The organism is Brevibacterium sp. FAM 27836 (genome assembly GCF_051351055.1).
Lineage (GTDB): Bacteria > Actinomycetota > Actinomycetes > Actinomycetales > Brevibacteriaceae > Brevibacterium.
The window spans coordinates 3,948,723-3,966,167 of the sequence record NZ_CP195711.1; the positions used below are offsets into that span (position 1 = coordinate 3,948,723).

The following is a 17,445-nucleotide window of genomic DNA, read 5'->3' on the forward strand; positions in this document are numbered from 1 at the left end:
CCTCGTCCCGCGTCCTCGCCCGTTCCAGCCGTCACTCGGCCGGCCCTGCGGAATCCGCACCGGCTCTCACCCGCTTTGGAATCGGGGTGCAGGCTGGTTAGTCTGAGACCAACCCAGCCCCTCGGAGGAGATCGCCATGTCGGAAGAGTCCTGTGACGTCGTCATCATCGGAGCGGGCCCTTCCGGCCTGAGCGCCGCCCGCCGCCTGCACAGGGCGGGCCGCAGCGTCATCGTCCTCGAAGCCCGCGACCGCGTCGGCGGCCGCACGTGGACCGAGCACATCGACGGCCAGATGTACGAACTCGGTGGACAGTGGATCTCACCGGACCAGACCGCTCTGCTCACCCTCGTCGACGAACTCGGCAAGGACACCTATCCCCGGTACCGGGAGGGCGACAGCGTCTACATCTCCCCGGACGGAACCCGCACGGTCTACAGCGGTGAGATGTTCCCGGTGGGGGAGTCGACGCAGGCGGAGATGGAACGCCTCACCGGCATCCTCGACGAACTCGCTGCTCGAATCGGACCGCAGGCCCCGTGGGATGCCGAAGACGCAGCCGCACTCGACTCGATCTCCTTCCACCATTGGCTGCGGCAGCAGTCCGACGATGAACTCGCCTGCGAGAACATCGGACTGTTCATCGCCGGCGGAATGCTCACGAAGCCGGCCACGACCTTCTCCACACTGCAAGCGGTCCTCATGGCCGCCTCGGCGGGATCGTTCTCGAACCTCGTCGATGACCATTTCATCCTCGACAGGCGCGTCGTCGGCGGCATGCAGTCAGTGTCGGTGCAGATCGCTGCCGAACTCGGTGCCGAGACCGTGCGCCTCGACCAACCGGTACGCAGCATCGAGTGGTCGCAGAACTCCGTGCGCGTCTCCACCGACGAGCTCAACGTCCGAGCCGCTCGGGCGATCGTCGCCGTCCCGCCGAACCTGTACTCGCGCATCAGCTACGACCCGCCGCTGCCTCGGCTGCAGCAGATCTTCCACCAGCATCAGTCTATGGGGCTCGTCATCAAGGTCCATGCCACCTACGAGACTCCGTTCTGGCGCGAAGCCGGACTGTGCGGTACCGGATTCGGAGCCTCCCAGCTCGTCCAGGAGGTCTACGACAACACGAACCACGGGGAGGAACAGGGTACTCTCGTCGGCTTCATCTCCGATGTCAACGCCGATGAGATGTGGGCCCTCGACGAGGAGACCCGACGCACCCGCATCCTCGAATCCCTCGCCGATTTCCTCGGGCCGAAAGCACTGAGCCCGAGCGTGTTCTACCTTTCTGACTTCGGCGCCGAAGAGTGGACCCGCGGAGCCTATGCCACGAGCTACGACCTCGGCGGGCTGCACCGCTGGGGACGGTTCCAGAACGATCCCGTCGGGCCGCTGCACTTCGCCAGCTCCGACATCGCCGCCGAAGGCTACCAGCACGTCGATGGGGCGGTGAGGATCGGCACCGCCACCGCCGAGAGGATCCTCGGCGAGATCTCCTGAACCGATGAGCACTTCACAATCGTCACCGTCGACGGACTCGAGCGGACTGAGTTCGAAGGGCCTGTCTGCCGGAAAGGTCGGAGCCATCGGGGGTGCCGTCATCGGCATCTCGTGCATCGCCCCCGCCTATACGCTGACCTCCGGGCTGGGCCCGACGATCTCCGAAGTCGGCGTCCACACCCCGGCCGTTCTGCTCATCGGCTTCGTGCCGATGCTCCTCGTCGTCTTCGGCTATCGCGAGCTCAACACCGCGATGCCCGATTCGGGAACGACCTTCACCTGGGCAACACGCGCTTTCGGCCCCTGGCTGGGCTGGATGGGCGGGTGGGGACTCGTCGCGGCGACCGTGCTCGTGCTCTCGAATCTCGCAGCGGTCGCCGTCGACTTCCTGTTCCTGCTGCTGTCGCAGATCTTCTCCGATCCGCAGATCGCCGATCTCACCCGCGTGCTGTGGATTAACATTCCGGTGACGATCGTGCTCACCGCCGCCGCGGCGTGGGTGTCCTATCGCGGAGTCGAGGCCACCGAGAAGCTGCAGGTGTGGCTCGTGGCCTTCCAGGTGCTGGCGCTCGGCTGGTTCGTCGTCGCCGCGCTTGTCCAGGTCTCCGGCGGCACGGCCTTCGACCCGACCCCCGTCTCGCTCGACTGGTTCAATCCGCTCTCGGCCGGTGACTTCTCCACCGTCGCTGCGGCTGTGTCCCTGTCGATCTTCCTGTTCTGGGGTTGGGACACGGTGATCACGATGAACGAGGAGGCCAAGGACCCGGAGAAGACTCCCGGGAGGGCCGCGATGCTCACGATCATCGCGATCGTCATCATCTACCTCGCCTGCACCATCGCCGTGATCTCCTTCGCTGGAGTCGGAACCGAGGGACTCGGCGCGGGCAACCCGGCCAACCAGGAATCGATCTTCGCCTCTCTCGCCGGTCCCGTCATGGGACCCTTCGCGGTGCTCGTGTCGATCGCCGTGCTCTCGAGTTCCCTGTCCTCGCTGCAGGCGACGATGGTCTCGCCCTCACGCACGATTCTGGCGATGGGCCACTACGGGGCGCTGCCGGAGAAGTACGGTCGCGTGTCGCCCCGGTACAAGTCGCCATCGGTCGCCACCGTCACCTCGGCGGGAGCGGCGATCCTCTTCTACGTCGTCATGCGTCTGCTGTCGGAGAACGCCCTGTGGGATACGATCACGGCGCTGGGCCTCATGGTCTGCTTCTACTACGGCATCACCGGACTGGCCTGCATCTGGTACTTCCGGCGGACCCTGTTCGCCTCGGTGCGCACCGTGTTCTTCAGGTTCCTGTTCCCACTCATCGGGGGAGTGACCCTGCTCGTCATCTTCGTCACCACCGCGGTCGATTCGCTCGACCCCGACTACGGCTCGGGCTCCTCGGTGTTCGGCATCGGGCTCGTCTTCGTCCTCGGTATCGGGGTGCTCGCTCTCGGCGTGGTCATCATGATCATCCAGTCGCTGCGACATCCGGACTTCTTCCGCGGGCGCACGCTGCGGCAGGGAGTCGAGACCGGGTGAACGAGCAGCTTGTGGCGCTGCGGCGAGTCCGCGACCGCATCGACCGCGAATTCGACCGCCCCTTGAGCGTCGAGGCCCTCGCACTGGGGGAACACATGTCGGCCGGGCATCTCAGTCGCCAGTTCAAGGCCGCCTAAGGTGAATCCCCGTATTCGTATATCATGACGCGCAGGATCGAAAGAGCCATGGCACTCATCCGCCGCGAGGACCTGTCGATCACGGATATCTGCTTCACCGTCGGCTTCTCCTCTCTGGGCACCTTCAGCACCCGGTTCAGCGAACTCGTCGGGCTCTCACCGAGCCAGTACCGCAACGGAGTCGCCGCCGGTGAGCACCGATTGCCGACGATCGTGGTGAAGAACGCTCTGAGACCGGTCAGGAATCGAGAAGCCCGACCACACTGAGCGGTCTACGATTGCTGTCATGAATATCTCGATCAACGCCAGTTTCCTTCCACACCTCGACGCCGAGGAATCCCTTCGCTTCTATCACGAGGTGCTCGGGTTCGAACTCCGTCTCGACGTCGGATCCGGTCGCATGCGATGGCTGACCGTCGGCCCGCAGAACCAACCGGACACCTCGATCGTGCTCACCCCGCCGGTGACCGACCCGACGATCAGCGAGACCGAACGTGAGACCATCGAGGCGCTCATGGCCAAAGGCAGCTTCGCGGCCATCGTGCTCGCCGCTGCCGACGTCGACGCAGTCTTCGCCGAGGTCGAGGCGAAGGGCGCCGATATCGTGCAGGAACCGATGGACCAACCCTATGGTCTGCGCGACTGCGCCGTGCGCGATCCGGCCGGGAACATGATCCGCATCCAGCAGAGAGGCTGACGCGGATGCACCCAGCCGACGGCCATGACCTCATCCGCGTCCGCGGAGCCCGGGAGAACACGCTGAAGAACGTCTCCGTCGACATCCCCAAACGCCGGCTCACGGTGTTCACCGGAGTCTCGGGCTCGGGCAAGAGCTCGCTGGTCTTCCACACCATCGCCGCGGAGTCCCAGCGGATGATCAACGAAACCTATTCGGCGTTCGTTCAGGGGTTCATGCCGGCGATGGCCCGCCCCGAGGTCGACATGCTCGAAGGACTGACGACGGCCATCCTCGTCGATCAGGAACGGATCGGAGCGAACCCGCGCTCGACGGTGGGCACTGTCTCGGACATCAACGCGAAGCTGCGCACTCTCTTCGCCAGACTCGCCGAACCGAACCTCGGATCGATGAATGCCTATTCCTTCAACGTCGCCACCGTCAGCGGCAAGGGCGCGGTGACGATCGACAGAGGCGAGGGCACACAGGTCGAGAGGAAGTCGTTCTCCGTCAATGGTGGAATGTGTCCGCACTGCGAAGGCATGGGCACCGCCACGGACATCGCCATCGCCGAGGTCGTCGATGAGACTCGATCGCTCGACGACGGAGCCATCACGATCCCGGGATACAAACCCGGAGGATGGTCGGTGAGGATGTTCTCCGAATCCGGGTTCTTCGACCCGAAGAAGCCGGTCGCCGACTACGATGAGAGGGAACGGCACCACCTCCTTCACGCCGAAGGCGAGAAGGTGAGGATCAACGGCACGAACTTCACTTTCGACGGGCTCATTCCGCGCATCCGCCGGTCGTTCCTGTCCAAGGACCGCGATGCCATGCAGAAGCACATCCGCGAATTCGTCGACCGTGCCGTCGTGTTCACGGTGTGCCCCGAATGTGTGGGCACCCGACTCAATGCTGCGGCCCGGTCATCGAAGCTGGCGGGGAAGTCCATCGCCGAGGTCTGTGCCATGCAGATCTCGGATATCACCGCGTGGCTCGATCGCGTCGAGGCCGGTCCCGCCTTCGCGCTGCTCGACTCGCTGCGTGCCGATGTGCAGGCCTTCGACGACATCGGCCTGGGCTATCTCTCGCTCGAGCGCTCGGCCGGGTCACTGTCCGGGGGAGAGGCGCAGCGGATCAAGCTCGTCCGCCATCTCGGCTCCGCTCTGACCGATGTCACGTATGTCTTCGACGAACCGACGATCGGTCTGCACCCGCACGATATCCAGGCCATGAACGAACTCCTCCTGGCCCTGCGAGACAAGGGCAATACCGTCCTCGTCGTCGAACACAAACCCGAGACCATCGTCATCGCCGATCACATCGTCGACCTCGGTCCCGGAGCGGGCAGCGCCGGGGGAGAGGTCACCTTCACCGGCACCGTCGGGGGACTGCGGGAGTCCGACACGCTCACCGGTCGCCACCTCGGCTATACGGTGGCGCTCAAGGACACGGTGCGGAAGCCGACCGGGGCCCTCGAGATCCGGTCCGCGGCACTGCACAATCTCCGCGACGTCGACGTCGACGTGCCGCTCGGGGTGCTCACTGTGGTCACCGGTGTCGCCGGGTCGGGCAAGAGCAGCCTCGTCGAGGGATATCTGCGTACCCGTGAGAGTGTCGTGATGATCGACCAGACACCGATCAAGGGGTCCCGGCGCAGCAATCCGGCCACCTATACGGGAATGCTCGAACCTGTCCGCAGAGCCTTCGCGAAGGCCAATGGCGTCAAACCGGCTCTGTTCAGTGCCAACTCCGAAGGGGCGTGCCCAGTGTGCAACGGCGCCGGCATCATCTACTCGGACATGGCGCTCATGGGCGGGGTCTCGGCTCCCTGCGACGAGTGCGAGGGCAAGGGGTTCCAGGCCGCTGTGCTCGAATACCGACTCGGCGGGCTCAACATTCGGCAGGTCCTCGACCTGCCGGTGACCGCTGCGCTTGAGCATTTCGGTGCGGGGGAGTCGCGCATTCCCGCCGTCGTGCGGATCCTTGACAAGCTCGCCGAGGTGGGGCTGGGCTATGTCAGTCTCGGACAGCCTCTGACGACTCTGTCCGGGGGAGAGAGACAAAGGCTCAAACTGGCGGTGCACCTGTCGGCGAAAGCCGCCGACGCCGCTCAGGTGATCGTCCTCGATGAGCCGACGACGGGCCTGCATCTGGCCGATGTGGAGAAACTCCTCCGCCTTCTCGATGGACTCGTCGACTCCGGTCGCACGGTCATCGTCATCGAACACCACCAAGCGGTGATGGCTCATGCCGATCACATCATCGACCTGGGACCCGGCGCGGGACATGACGGAGGTTCCATCGTGGCCACCGGCACTCCCGCCGACCTCGTCGCCGGCGCCGGCGCCGGCGCCGGCGCCGGCGATGACGCAGCGGGCCTGACCGCACAGCACCTGGCTGCCTATGTCCGCGGCTGAGGATTAAGGGGGAGACGCGGCACCGTCGCCCGGGTGCGCGCCCGCAGGGAGCGATGATCCTCAGGTCACGTTCAGACTCTGATGAGGCGATTCGGATGGCGATTCGGTGCTTTCGGGTTCACACTGCCCGGCACATTCGTTACGGTGTATAACGGCTCGGTAACGGCCGGGTTACAAAACCGAAATGCAGTCGTACTTTGGAGAAGACATAGTGAACCTCTACAGCACCAGCTTCCGCAAGGTCGCCCTGCTCGTCGGTGCCGGCGCAGTCGCAGCCGCCGGGATGACCGGCATGAGCGCAGGTCAGCCGGCCCAGGCAGCCGATAAGGGCGTCTGGGACAAGGTCGCCGAATGCGAATCCGGCGGTGATTGGCACATCAACACCGGCAACGGATACTACGGCGGGCTGCAGTTCTCCAAGCAGACTTGGAACGGCTTCGGCGGTTCCGGCACTGCGGATCAGCACAGCAAGAAGGAGCAGATCCGCGTCGCCCAGAAGGTCCTCAAGGAGCAGGGCCCGGGCGCATGGCCGACCTGCGGCAAGAAGGCCGGGCTGACGAAGTCCAACGGCGCCGCCGATGATGGAGGCGGCAAGAAGGACGATGGCGGCTCGAAGGGCAGCGGCAAGGTCGGACTCGGCGGCAACGTCACCGTCGGCGGCTGACAGCATCCACAGATCAGCTGATCCAATCGTCTTGAGCGCTGTGCTCGATACTGAGGATCAGCGCTCATGGCCGCGAACGACAGGCAGGTCGTTCGCGGCCATTGCCGTCTCCGACATCATTGCGAAGGCGCCCGCACTGCACACGCGCATGGCACGCCGGTTCCGCGCTGTACTGCCCTCTGCGTAGAACGCCGATAATATACATTATGTTAAGTTAAAATCAGAGAACCGCTCCCCGCGTCCGCATCTATGGTGGACACTGACGAATCGATTCCGCCGACATGGACGAGCATCCGACGACCAATCGGGATGAGCTCATCAACCTCCTCGGCGATGTCTCCGGTGAGCAGCCCGTCGTCTGGGCCTCTCGGATCATCGGCTTCGGCGAAGTCACGTACACATACGAGTCGGGCCGTAGCGGAGCCATGCCGGTACTGGCCTTCTCCCCCGCCGCACGCCAGCACACGATCTACCTGACGAGTGACTTCGATAGCCGCTGGGCTGATCTGATGGCACGTCTGGGCAGCTACCGCAGCGGCACGGCATGCCTGTATCTCACCCGCTTCGAAGGCATCGACCGGGTCGTGCTCCGCGAACTGCTCGAGCGCACACGCGACCACACGCTGGCCGAATGGTCCGACTGCACATAAGGCCGCCTGCCTGCTAGAGTCTACTGAAAAGTAACTTAGCTCACAGCGGCAGCGGACGACCAGTCCCATTCCTTGCCTTGGACGTTGGACCGCCGCCCGGAAGGACTCAACGATGACCGTCGATTCGGCACAGATCACAGCGATTCCCGGCTCCGGGAAGATCTATGCGCTGTGGAAGAAGATGCAGGACAAGCCCCTGGGCAAACGTCTGTTCACTCAGGCCGTCTGCTTCAAGGCTCCCTATTTCCGCTCGGTCCATCCACTCATCCACGAGCTGCGACCGGGATTCTGCCGGGTCAGCGCACCGAACCGCCGCGGAGTGCACAACCACCTCGGCACCTATCACGCGATCGCGGCCTGCAATATGGCTGAGGTCGCCGGCGGCATGATGACCGAGGCGACAGTCCCGTCCACGCATCGATGGATTCCGGCCGGGATGACCGTCGAATACAAGGCCAAGGCGACAACGACCGTCACCGCCCTCGCGCGCCTCGATGAGCTCCCGGAATTCGGCGAGGAGAAGTTCGACCTCGTTGTGCCCGTCGACGTCATCGACGCCCACGGCACCGTGTTCGTCACAGCCGAGATCACGATGCACATCTCGCAGAAGAAGCGGTGAACTCCGGGCCGCACTCCCCCGTCGCTCGCACTTCTGCGTCTCCGTTGCTGAGGCACTGACCGTCGCTGAGGCCTTATCGATTCAATCGATGAGACTGACCGATGACATCAATCTCGACTAATGGGAACTTTCGACAGAACTGTGGTGCCTGACCAACCGGTCAGGTTATGTTGAAACCACGCACGCGTTTTGGTATACCACTGAGGCTTGCCGCCGTGCGTCCCTGCAACTCGACAATGATGTGAGGAGCTGACCATGCACCTGGCCAGCGGTTCGGCCGACTACATCGGCCTTGCGAATGCCCCGATTCTCTGGATCCTGGCGATGGCGGTGATGGGAGTCGTCGTCGTGCAGTCACTCATCTATATGACCGCGGTGAAGAAGAACGCGGAATCGGCTGGGATGAGCCAACGGGAAGTGCGCACTGCCTTCCGTGCCGGAGGTGTGGCCGCGATCGGCCCGTCCCTGTCCGTGGTGCTTGTGGCCATCGCCCTTCTGCCGCTGTTCGGCACTCCCCCGGTCATCGTCCGCGTCGGCCTCATCGGCTCGGCGGCCACCGAGGTGGCGTCGGCCTCGCTGGCCGCCGGCACGATGGGCGCGAACCTCGGTGACGAAACCTTCACTCGCGGTGTCTTCATCGTCGCGCTCATGGCGATGAGCCTCTCGGGTGCCGGATGGATGATCTCCACCCTCATCCTCACTCCGATCTTCAAGCGCAGCACCCACAAGCTCGAGAAGGTCAACCCGGCGCTGATGTCGATCATCCCCGGTGCCGCACTGCTCGCGGCCTTCGCGGCACTGACCTTCCGCGAGATCCCGAAATCGCCCACTCATGTCATCGCCGTCATCGTCTCGGCCGTCGTGATGAGCATCTGCCTGTTCCTGGCCAAGGTGCTCAAAGCGAACTGGCTCAAGGAATGGGGGCTGGGAATCTCCCTGCTCGTCGGCCTCGTCGCCGCCTACTTCGCCCACTATGCCGGTCTCGGCCTGCCCGAAGCCTGAGGAGCACATCATGTCATCGATCATCACTTCGCCTTCGCACGCGGCCTTCGAACGCACCACGACTCGCTGGGGCTCGATCACGCTCTTCATCGGCTTCCTCATCGCCACCTCGGTGCCGTTCTATCTCCTCTTCGTCGCCGACGCGAACGTCGACTTCGGAAACATCCTCAAGGGATTCCTCGCGGTCTTCGCCGTCTACGGTGTCTTCTACATCGTGGAACCGCTCACCTACTTCCCCATCCTCGGCCCGGCCGGTATGTATCAGGCCTTCATGATCGGCAACGTGTCGAACAAGCTGCTGCCCTCGGCCATCGTCGCGCAGGACACGATCGGCGCGAAGCCGGGCACCCGCAAGGGCGAGTACGCGGCCACCATGGCCATCTGCGGTGCCGCGATCATCCACGTGGCCTCGATGGTCATCTTCGTCGGCATCCTCGGAACCTGGCTCGTCGCCCTCATTCCCGCACCGATCACGCTCGTGGCCAAGCTCTATATCCTCCCGGCCATCCTCGGCGGCGTCACCGTTCAGCTCATCGCCTCCCTCCGGCAGGTGAAATCGACGCTCATCGCCCTCGGATTGGCGGCTCTGGTCATCCTCGTGCTCATACCGCTGGTGCCGGTGCTGGCTCCCGGCGACGTCGCCATCGTCGTCTTCCTCACCATCCTCATCACGTGGTTCACACGCAACAAGAAGGTCACGGACACGAGAAGCGGTGGAGACACCGTGGGCATCAACTGAGGTCCGGACCCCGAACACCGAAGACGAAACCGCAGACACCTGCCAAGATGGCAGAAGACCGGTTCAGAAAGGACACCATGTCTCTCAACCCCGTACTCCGCCAGTCACTCACGGCCGACCTCGGCCAGATCGTCGCGGACTACAAGGACTTCCACCGCACCCCCGAACTGTCGATGCAGGAGACCCGCACCGCAGCAGAGATCGACTCCCGACTCACGGCGATGGGACTGACCACGCACCGCTTCGGCGGCACAGGAGTCGTCGCCGTCATCGAGAACGGCAGCGGACCGGTGGTCGGCTACCGTGCGGACACCGACGGACTGCCGATCGCCGAGGACACCGGACTCGACTACGCCTCCACCGCCGAAGGCACCCTGCCCGACGGCACGACGACGCAGGTCATGCACGGCTGCGGCCATGACACCCACATCACCGTCGGGCTCTACCTCGCCAAATACCTCGTTGAGCACAAGGATCTGTGGACCGGCAGCGTGGTCATGCTCTTCCAGCCCGGTGAGGAGACCGGTCAGGGGGCCCGCGCCATGCTCGACGACGGACTTTGGGACCGGATCGTGCGCCCCGAGGTCATCTACGGTCAGCACGTGTGGCCCGTTCCTGCCGGACACATCTACGTCAGCAAGGGCACCGCGATGGCGATGTCCGACTGTCTGCGCGTGACGGTCAAGGGCAAGCAGGCCCACGGCTCACAGCCGGAGAGCGCCATCGATCCCATCGTGCTCGGCGCCTACATGATCACCCGTCTGCAGTCGGTCGTGTCCCGTGAGATCGCCGGCAACGACATGGCGGTCGTGACCGTCGGCACGTTCCACGGCGGGCTCAAGGAGAACATCATTCCGGATTCCGCGGAGTTCAAACTCAATATCCGCACCTTCACCGAGGAGGTCCGTGAGGTCGTCCTCGACCGAGTCCGACGCATCATCCTCGCCGAGGCGCTGGCATCCGGTGCTCCGGAGCCCGAGATCGAGGAGATGTACGGGTTCCCCCGCTGCTTCAACGACCCGGAGGAGACGGCAGGCTTCCTCGAGCATGTCGGTGCCGAGCTGGGAGCCGAACAGATCCACCTCCAGAAGCCGGCCACCGGCAGCGAGGATGTCGGTGCCTTCGGCGACGACATCGGAGTCCCGTACGTGTATTGGTTCTTCGGCGGCTACTCCCCCGCCAAGTTCTCCGGCTCCGAAGCCCCGGCCGGCAACCACTCCCCGTTCTTCGCCCCCGACGACGTCGAGACCACATTGGAAACGGGCATCCGCGCCGCGCTGTCGGCGGTGCTGAGCAAGGTCGGACGGTGATCCGATGAGTGAGGAATCGCTGTGGTGGTCGACCCGGGAGCTCGCCGCCCGGATCGCTGCCAAGGAGATCTCGGCCCGCGAGGCGCTGGAGGCCCACCTTGAGCGCATCGATGCGGTCAATCCGATCCTCAACGCGGTCGTCACCCGCGATGACGAGGCGGCTCTCATCCAGGCGGAGGCGGCGGATGCGGCTGCGGCGCGCGGGGAGAGTCTCGGGGCCCTTCACGGGGTGCCGATGACGCACAAGGACACGCATGACACCGCCGGGATGCGCACAACCTGGGGCTCACCGCTCATGGCCGACCGTGTGCCCGAGTCCGACTCGCTCATCATCGCCCGGCTCAAGCGGGCAGGGATCACAACGACGGGCAAGACGAATGTGCCTGAGTTCGCCGCCGGTTCGCACACGTTCAACCCGGTGTTCGGTACGACCGTGAATCCCTATGATCCGACGAAGTCGGCGTCAGGGTCCTCCGGAGGGGTGGGAGCGGTGCTGGCCGTCGGCATCCAAGCGTCCGGCGACGGTTCGGACATGGGCGGTTCGCTGCGCTCCCCGGCCTCGTTCAACAATGTCGTGGGGATGAGGCCGAGCAACGGTCGCATCCCGCACATACCTCCGGCCGATCCGTATGCGTGGCTGGCTCAGGGCGGCTTCATGGCCCGCACGGTCTCCGACGTCGCTCTGCTCATGTCCGTGGCCGCCGGCCCCGATCCGCTGTGCCCTCGGTCCTGTCCGGAGCCCGGCAGCGTGTTCGACCTTCCTCAGTTCGCTCTCGGCGCTTCCCACTCCCCCGACCTCACCGGAGTCAGGGTCGGGTTCTCCCCGGATCTCGGCGGGCTCTTCCCGGTCGCCGAGGAGGTGGCCCGGATCGTTGCTGACAGTGCCGGCGTCTTCACCGATCTCGGTGCGGACGTCGACGACACGATTCCCGACCTGCGCGACGCCGATGAAGTCTTCGGTGTCCGCCGCGCGCTGGACTTCGTCGGATCCTGGGGGCGGCTGGCTGCGGCCCATACCGACCAGGTCAAGGCCTCGGTCCGCTGGAACATCCGCATGGGGCTCGATCTCACCGGCGCCGAGGTGGCCTCGGCGGAGGCGGCCCGTGCGCGTCTGCACAGCGAAGTCGAACGATACTTCGCCGACCATGACGTGCTCGTGCTCACAACCTCTCAGGTGCTGCCCTTCGACGCGGGCATCGAATACCCGACCGAGATCAATGGCGTGCAGCTGGAGAACTACCTCGACTGGATGCGGTCCCTGTGCCTCATCTCGGCCACGGGCTGTCCGGCGATCTCCGTCCCTGCGGGCTTCTCCGCTTCGGGACTGCCGGTGGGCGTGCAGATCGTCGCCAGGCCGGGCGCCGATGTCGATCTGCTGCGCATCGCCCACGCCTTCGAAGTCGCCACCGGGCACCACGCTTCACATCCGCGGCTCTGAGGGCGAGTGCGGAGAGGTTTGGCAAACCTGCGTGGAGTTTGCCGAGCCTTTCCACACTGGAACGGTTCTAGAAAAGGTGTCACTATATTCTTGTACAGGCGGAATCGATCCGCTTGAGAATCGCAAAGGAGTAACAGATGCACCTGAGCCCCGCCATGCAGAAGGTCCTCAACGAGCAGGTCACCCTCGAACTCGAGGCCTCGCTGGTCTACCTGCAGCTGTCGATTCAGCTCGACGACCTCGACCTCCCCGGAATGACTCGCTGGATGCGCGCCCAGTCCGAGGAAGAGCAGGTTCACGCCGCCAAGTTCACTCAGCACTGCCTCGACCGCGGATTCGCTCCTCAGATCGGCGATATCGCTGCTCCGAAGGTCTCCGGCTCGCAGCCGATCGACTTCTTCAAGGCCGCACTGGCCCATGAGGAGAAGGTCTCCGAATCCATCCGCAACCTCTACCGCACCGCTCAGGCCGAAACCGACCTCGACGTCCTGCCGCTGCTGCACTGGTTCATCGACGAGCAGGTCGAGGAGGAGTCGAGCATCTCCGAGATCATCGGCCGCCTCGAGCGCGTCGGCGAAGACGGCTCGGGCGTGCTGCGCATCGATTCCGAACTCGGATCGCGTCACCCCGACATCACCGCCGACGGCGAGTGATCAGAACTCACGACGGTTGAGCCCGCTGCGCCCGCAGTGACGAAGGGCGGTCGATTCCCAGTGAATCGGCCGCCCTTCGTCATCGTCGGAGACGAAACCAGAGCCCTCGGCTCGCTGGCCAGCGCACCGGAAGGAACGACTCCGCGAAGGACCGCCTCAGCGATGAGCACGGTGACGGCGGGCCGGTCACGCAGCACCCGAACCGGACTCGCAGAACTGTGAGTTTCATGAGTTCGGAATCATTTCAAAGTTGAGTGTGTTTGACTCAATAGAGCAACCGAACGAAAGGACGCACATGGCTACACGATTCGATCCCATCCGTGACCTCGACCGCTTCTTCTCCGAGGTCACTCGCACCCCGAACTCAACGACCCTGCCCATGGATCTCTACCGCGACGGCGAGGTCTTCATCGCCCGCATCGACATGCCCGGCGTCGACCCGAGCAGCATCGATGTCGATGTCGAGGACCGCACGCTCACGGTTCGCGCACGCCGCGAATCCGAGGTCGCGGACAAGGACGTGAAGTGGCTGACCCGGGAACGGACGAACGGCACCTACGCGCGCCAGCTCACGCTCGGCAACCGCGTGGCACTCGACCGCATCCGCGCCGACTACAGCGACGGCGTGCTCACCCTGACGATCCCCGTCGCCGAGGAGGCCCGCCCCCGGAAGATCACCGTGTCCCACACCTCCGCGTCCGGCAGCGCCGAGGTCGTCGAATCGACATCGACCGACGGCGGACCGGCCGCTGACACCGCGACCGGCGGCTCTGCCGACTGATCGACCGGCAGATCCGACACGGCGGGCCGCACCTCGGGTGCGGCCCGCCGTTCGTCGTTGTCGGACACTCCTGCCCTTCCAGACAGCACCGCGCTCATGACAGCTCGAGCAGGTAGGCCAGACACATGTACGGGACATCCACGGTGCCTGAGACCGGATGTTCGTCGCGGAAGTATCCGCGCAGATTCGTCTCCACCCGGGTGCGGGTCGCTTCGTTCGATCGCAGCCAATAGGAGCGGGTGCGAGCGAGGTCGACGATGCCGTCGACGTCGAGTGGGGTCGTGAACTCGACGAGCCGATCGGCGATGAGTTCGAGCCCAGCACCCGGCTGCGGACGATACTGCGGACGGTAGACGTCACCGGCATGCATGATCCGGCTCAGACGAAGCACCCAGTCGACGCGCACGTCGAGCTGGTTGATGAGGATGAGCAGCCTGCCGCCGGGCACGAGGATCCGAGCGATCTCGGCGGCCGCGGCCGCCTCGTCGAACCAATGCCAGGCCTGCGCGACGGTGACGAGGTCGACGCTGCCTGCTTCCAGTCCCGTCGCTTCGGCCGTACCGACCCGACTGGGTGCTCGATTGCTCTCGAGTGCCACCGTGTCGGGGTCGACGGCAGTGACCTCGCTTCCGCGTTCGAGCAGCTCTCGGCTGAGAATTCCCGTTCCCGCGCCGAGATCGCACACCCGCAGACCGGCCCAGCCGTGTGTCCGGCCGGTGAGGGCGAGATCGACAGCGGACCCGGGATAGCCGGGACGGACCTCCTCGTAGATCTCGGCCTGGGCACCGAAACCGCGCCCGTGTGAGGCCCGCGCCCGTGGTCGCACCATCGTGTCCGCCTTTCGACTCATCGGTTTCGGCGCTCGACGTCACCGCTGTGCACAACTCTATCCTTGCCGCTCAGAACTGGGTCGATAGTCCACCGCGCCGGGCGGGGTCGTTAGGATGGAGGCACCGGCCCGATCCCAGCTCGAAGGAGCCCTCATGTCCTCACCGTCCGATCTGCAATCACGCCTCGATGAGGCGTCCGCCGCGTACGAGGAATTCGCTTCCCGTGGACTCAAGCTCGACATCACCCGCGGCAAGCCCGCTCCCGCACAGCTCGATCTCGCAGCCGATCTGCTCACCATGGTCTCCGGTGACGATGTGTTCACGCCCAGCGGGGTCGACACCCGCAACTACGGCGGCGCGGAGGGGCTCATCGAACTGCGCGAGATCTTCGCACCGCTGCTCAAAGTCCCGGCCGCTCAGCTGCTGGCCGGCGGCAATGCCTCGCTGACGTTCATGACCCAGGCCCTGACGTTCGCGCTCCTGCACGGAACCGCCGTCGACGATCGTCCATGGGGTCAGGGACCGCATAAGCTGCTGTGTCCCGTGCCCGGCTATGACCGGCACTTCACGCTGGCCGAATCACTCGGATTCGAGCTGCTGTCGATTCCCATGGACGATGAGGGTCCTGACCTCGCCGAGGCACAGCGTCTGGCCGAGGACCCCGCAGTCAAGGGGATGTGGGTGGTGCCGATGTATTCGAACCCCACCGGAATCACCATCACGGACAAACGCGCCCGCGAGCTGGCGCAGATGCCGGCCGCTGCCCCGGATTTCGCGCTGCTGTGGGACAACGCCTATGCGCTGCACCATCTGCGGGAGGACCATCCGGACAACGTCGACATCCTCAGCCTGTGCGCCGAGACCGGACACCCCGAACGTGCGTGGATCTTCGCCTCCACCTCGAAGGTCACCCATGCCGGTGCCGGTGTCTCGTTCTTCGGCGGAGGACCCGCCACCGTCGGCTGGATGACCGCGAACCTCGGCAAGGTCGCGATCGGCCCGGACAAGATCAACCAGCTACGCCACGTCCGCTTCTTCACCGACTCCGCCGGTGTCGAGGCGCATATGCGCAGACACGCTGAGATCATCGCACCGAAGTTCGACGCCGTGCTCAAGGCCCTCGGAGACGGGCTCGGACCCGATGACCTCGCTCGGTGGACCTCCCCCGAGGGCGGGTACTTCATCACGCTGACGACGATGGACGGCATCGCCGACCGGGTCGTCAAGCTCGCCGCCGAGGCCGGAGTGAAGCTGACTCCGGCCGGGGCCACCCACCCCTATGGGCTGGATCCGAGCAACAGCATCATCCGCATCGCCCCGACGATGCCGACCCTCGAGGAGGTGGAGCTCGCCGCCCAGGGTCTCGTCGCCTGCGTGCGCCTGGCGAGTTTCGAGAAGCTCAAGGTCGGCTGAGCCCATTCGATCGGAGTCCGACGCACACCACGGGCTCGGACGAGCAGAGAGGAGGGCCGCTGCGAACCCATCGGTTCGCAGCGGCCCTCCTTCTCTGTGTGCGAGTCTCTGTGCGCGAGGCCCGAACCGAGAAGCTCGGTGCAGGCGCCTCCACGGCCGCGCAGGCTCAGTATTCGTAGAAGCCGCGTCCGGACTTCACACCGAGCAGACCGGCGTCGACCATGCGTGAGAGCAGCACGGGCGGCTTCGCCGCCGGGTCACCGGTCTCTTCGAAGATGCTCTGCGCCGCGTACAGGCACGTATCGAGCCCGACGAGGTCGGTGAGCTTGATCGGACCCATCGGGTGGGCGCAGCCGCCGACCATCCCCGCGTCGATGTCCTCCTTCGTCGCGAACCCGGACTCGAGCATCCGGATGGCGCCCAAGAGGTACGGGATGAGCAGCGCGTTGACGATGAAGCCGGGACGGTCCTCGGCCTGGATCGGGTTCTTCCCGAGCACATCGGCGACGAACGAGGTCACGGTGTCACGGACATCATCGGCGGTGAGCACGGAGGACACGATCTCAACCAGCGGCTGCACGGGAGCCGGGTTGAAGAAGTGCACACCGAGCACGCGTTCGGGACGCGCGGTCGACTGGGCGAAGCGGACGATCGGCATCGAGGATGTGTTCGAGGCGAGAATCGCCTCGGGGTCGGTGACGACTCCATCGAGTTCGGCGAAGATCGACTTCTTGATCTCCTCGTTCTCGCTGGCGGCTTCGATGACGAGCTGACGATCGGCGAGTTCGGCGATGTCAGTGGTGAACCGCAGACGGCCCAGGGCTTCGTCTCGGGCCTTCTCGTCGAGCTTGCCCTTCTCCACGGCACGGCCGAGCGACTTCTCGATCCGGGCGCGTCCTGCGGCGGACGCCTCTTCGTTGATCTCACGGACGATCACGTCGAGCCCGGACTTCGCGAGCACCTCGGCGATACCTGCTCCCATGAGCCCGCTGCCGATGACTGCTGTGCGCTGAATATTCACTGGCGTCTCCTTCTTTGTTCATAGTTGATGATCGGGGACCGTTCGAGGTGCGGTCGGGACGATGCGTCG

At 64.9% G+C, this 17,445-nt stretch carries 16 protein-coding genes and 1 pseudogene; 15 read left to right on the plus strand and 2 right to left on the minus strand.

The window, feature by feature from the left end; translation table 11 throughout:
• The first annotated feature begins 136 nt into the window (after window positions 1–136).
• The 14 genes and pseudogenes from ACSE4D_RS17630 (at window position 137) to ACSE4D_RS17695 (ending at window position 14,112) form a co-directional block, all read left to right on the plus strand.
• The gene (locus ACSE4D_RS17630; RefSeq protein ID WP_135540849.1) at window positions 137–1,495 is read left to right on the plus strand and encodes a flavin monoamine oxidase family protein; all 1,359 of its coding nucleotides are present in this window, start codon (window positions 137–139) and stop codon (window positions 1,493–1,495) included.
• Window positions 1,496–1,499: 4 nt separating this feature from the next.
• Window positions 1,500–3,023 carry an APC family permease gene (locus tag ACSE4D_RS17635; RefSeq protein ID WP_436326329.1) on the plus strand — a complete coding sequence of 508 codons (1,524 nt, stop codon included), beginning with the start codon at window positions 1,500–1,502 and terminating at the stop codon, window positions 3,021–3,023.
• A pseudogene (locus tag ACSE4D_RS17640) lies at window positions 3,020–3,427 on the plus strand (helix-turn-helix transcriptional regulator). Before ACSE4D_RS17635 ends, ACSE4D_RS17640 begins: the two are co-directional and overlap by 4 nt.
• A gap of 19 nt (window positions 3,428–3,446) precedes the next feature.
• A complete protein-coding gene (locus ACSE4D_RS17645; RefSeq protein WP_436326330.1) occupies window positions 3,447–3,857 on the plus strand; it encodes a VOC family protein in 411 nt (136 codons plus the stop codon).
• Between the two features lie 5 nt (window positions 3,858–3,862).
• The gene (locus tag ACSE4D_RS17650; RefSeq protein WP_436326331.1) at window positions 3,863–6,256 is read left to right on the plus strand and encodes an ATP-binding cassette domain-containing protein; all 2,394 of its coding nucleotides are present in this window, start codon (window positions 3,863–3,865) and stop codon (window positions 6,254–6,256) included.
• Window positions 6,257–6,467: 211 nt separating this feature from the next.
• Complete coding sequence (locus tag ACSE4D_RS17655; RefSeq protein ID WP_425119420.1) at window positions 6,468–6,920, plus strand: transglycosylase family protein; 453 nt, start codon at window positions 6,468–6,470, stop codon at window positions 6,918–6,920.
• Window positions 6,921–7,201: 281 nt separating this feature from the next.
• Window positions 7,202–7,570, plus strand: coding sequence for a DUF1801 domain-containing protein (locus ACSE4D_RS17660; RefSeq protein WP_436326332.1), 369 nt, complete (start codon window positions 7,202–7,204; stop codon window positions 7,568–7,570).
• Between the two features lie 112 nt (window positions 7,571–7,682).
• Window positions 7,683–8,189, plus strand: a complete 507-nt coding sequence (locus tag ACSE4D_RS17665) for a hotdog fold domain-containing protein (RefSeq protein WP_167854451.1) — start codon at window positions 7,683–7,685, stop codon at window positions 8,187–8,189.
• A gap of 255 nt (window positions 8,190–8,444) precedes the next feature.
• Window positions 8,445–9,191, plus strand: a complete 747-nt coding sequence (locus tag ACSE4D_RS17670; protein WP_135540835.1) for a DUF5058 family protein — start codon at window positions 8,445–8,447, stop codon at window positions 9,189–9,191.
• A gap of 10 nt (window positions 9,192–9,201) precedes the next feature.
• Window positions 9,202–9,930, plus strand: coding sequence for a hypothetical protein (locus tag ACSE4D_RS17675; RefSeq protein ID WP_135540833.1), 729 nt, complete (start codon window positions 9,202–9,204; stop codon window positions 9,928–9,930).
• A gap of 77 nt (window positions 9,931–10,007) precedes the next feature.
• Complete coding sequence (locus ACSE4D_RS17680; RefSeq protein ID WP_436326333.1) at window positions 10,008–11,240, plus strand: amidohydrolase; 1,233 nt, start codon at window positions 10,008–10,010, stop codon at window positions 11,238–11,240.
• A gap of 4 nt (window positions 11,241–11,244) precedes the next feature.
• On the plus strand, window positions 11,245–12,678 hold the full coding sequence (locus ACSE4D_RS17685) for an amidase (protein ID WP_436326334.1): 1,434 nt from the start codon (window positions 11,245–11,247) through the stop codon (window positions 12,676–12,678).
• A 137-nt stretch (window positions 12,679–12,815) separates the two neighbouring features.
• A complete protein-coding gene (locus ACSE4D_RS17690) occupies window positions 12,816–13,331 on the plus strand; it encodes a ferritin (protein WP_135540827.1) in 516 nt (171 codons plus the stop codon).
• A gap of 295 nt (window positions 13,332–13,626) precedes the next feature.
• Window positions 13,627–14,112: an Hsp20/alpha crystallin family protein gene (locus ACSE4D_RS17695; RefSeq protein WP_135540826.1), complete on the plus strand. Its 486-nt coding sequence runs from the start codon at window positions 13,627–13,629 to the stop codon at window positions 14,110–14,112.
• Window positions 14,113–14,206: 94 nt separating this feature from the next.
• Here ACSE4D_RS17695 and ACSE4D_RS17700 read toward each other — a convergent pair whose 3' ends face one another.
• On the minus strand, window positions 14,207–14,941 hold the full coding sequence (locus tag ACSE4D_RS17700; protein ID WP_135540824.1) for a class I SAM-dependent methyltransferase: 735 nt from the start codon (window positions 14,939–14,941) through the stop codon (window positions 14,207–14,209).
• A gap of 154 nt (window positions 14,942–15,095) precedes the next feature.
• Here ACSE4D_RS17700 and ACSE4D_RS17705 point away from each other — a divergent pair, with 154 nt between their 5' ends.
• Window positions 15,096–16,355: an aminotransferase class I/II-fold pyridoxal phosphate-dependent enzyme gene (locus tag ACSE4D_RS17705; RefSeq protein WP_135540823.1), complete on the plus strand. Its 1,260-nt coding sequence runs from the start codon at window positions 15,096–15,098 to the stop codon at window positions 16,353–16,355.
• Between the two features lie 166 nt (window positions 16,356–16,521).
• On the opposite strand, the gene ACSE4D_RS17710 is transcribed toward ACSE4D_RS17705, so the two are convergent.
• Window positions 16,522–17,376, minus strand: a complete 855-nt coding sequence (locus ACSE4D_RS17710) for a 3-hydroxybutyryl-CoA dehydrogenase (protein WP_135540821.1) — start codon at window positions 17,374–17,376, stop codon at window positions 16,522–16,524.
• Between the last annotated feature and the right edge of the window lie 69 nt (window positions 17,377–17,445).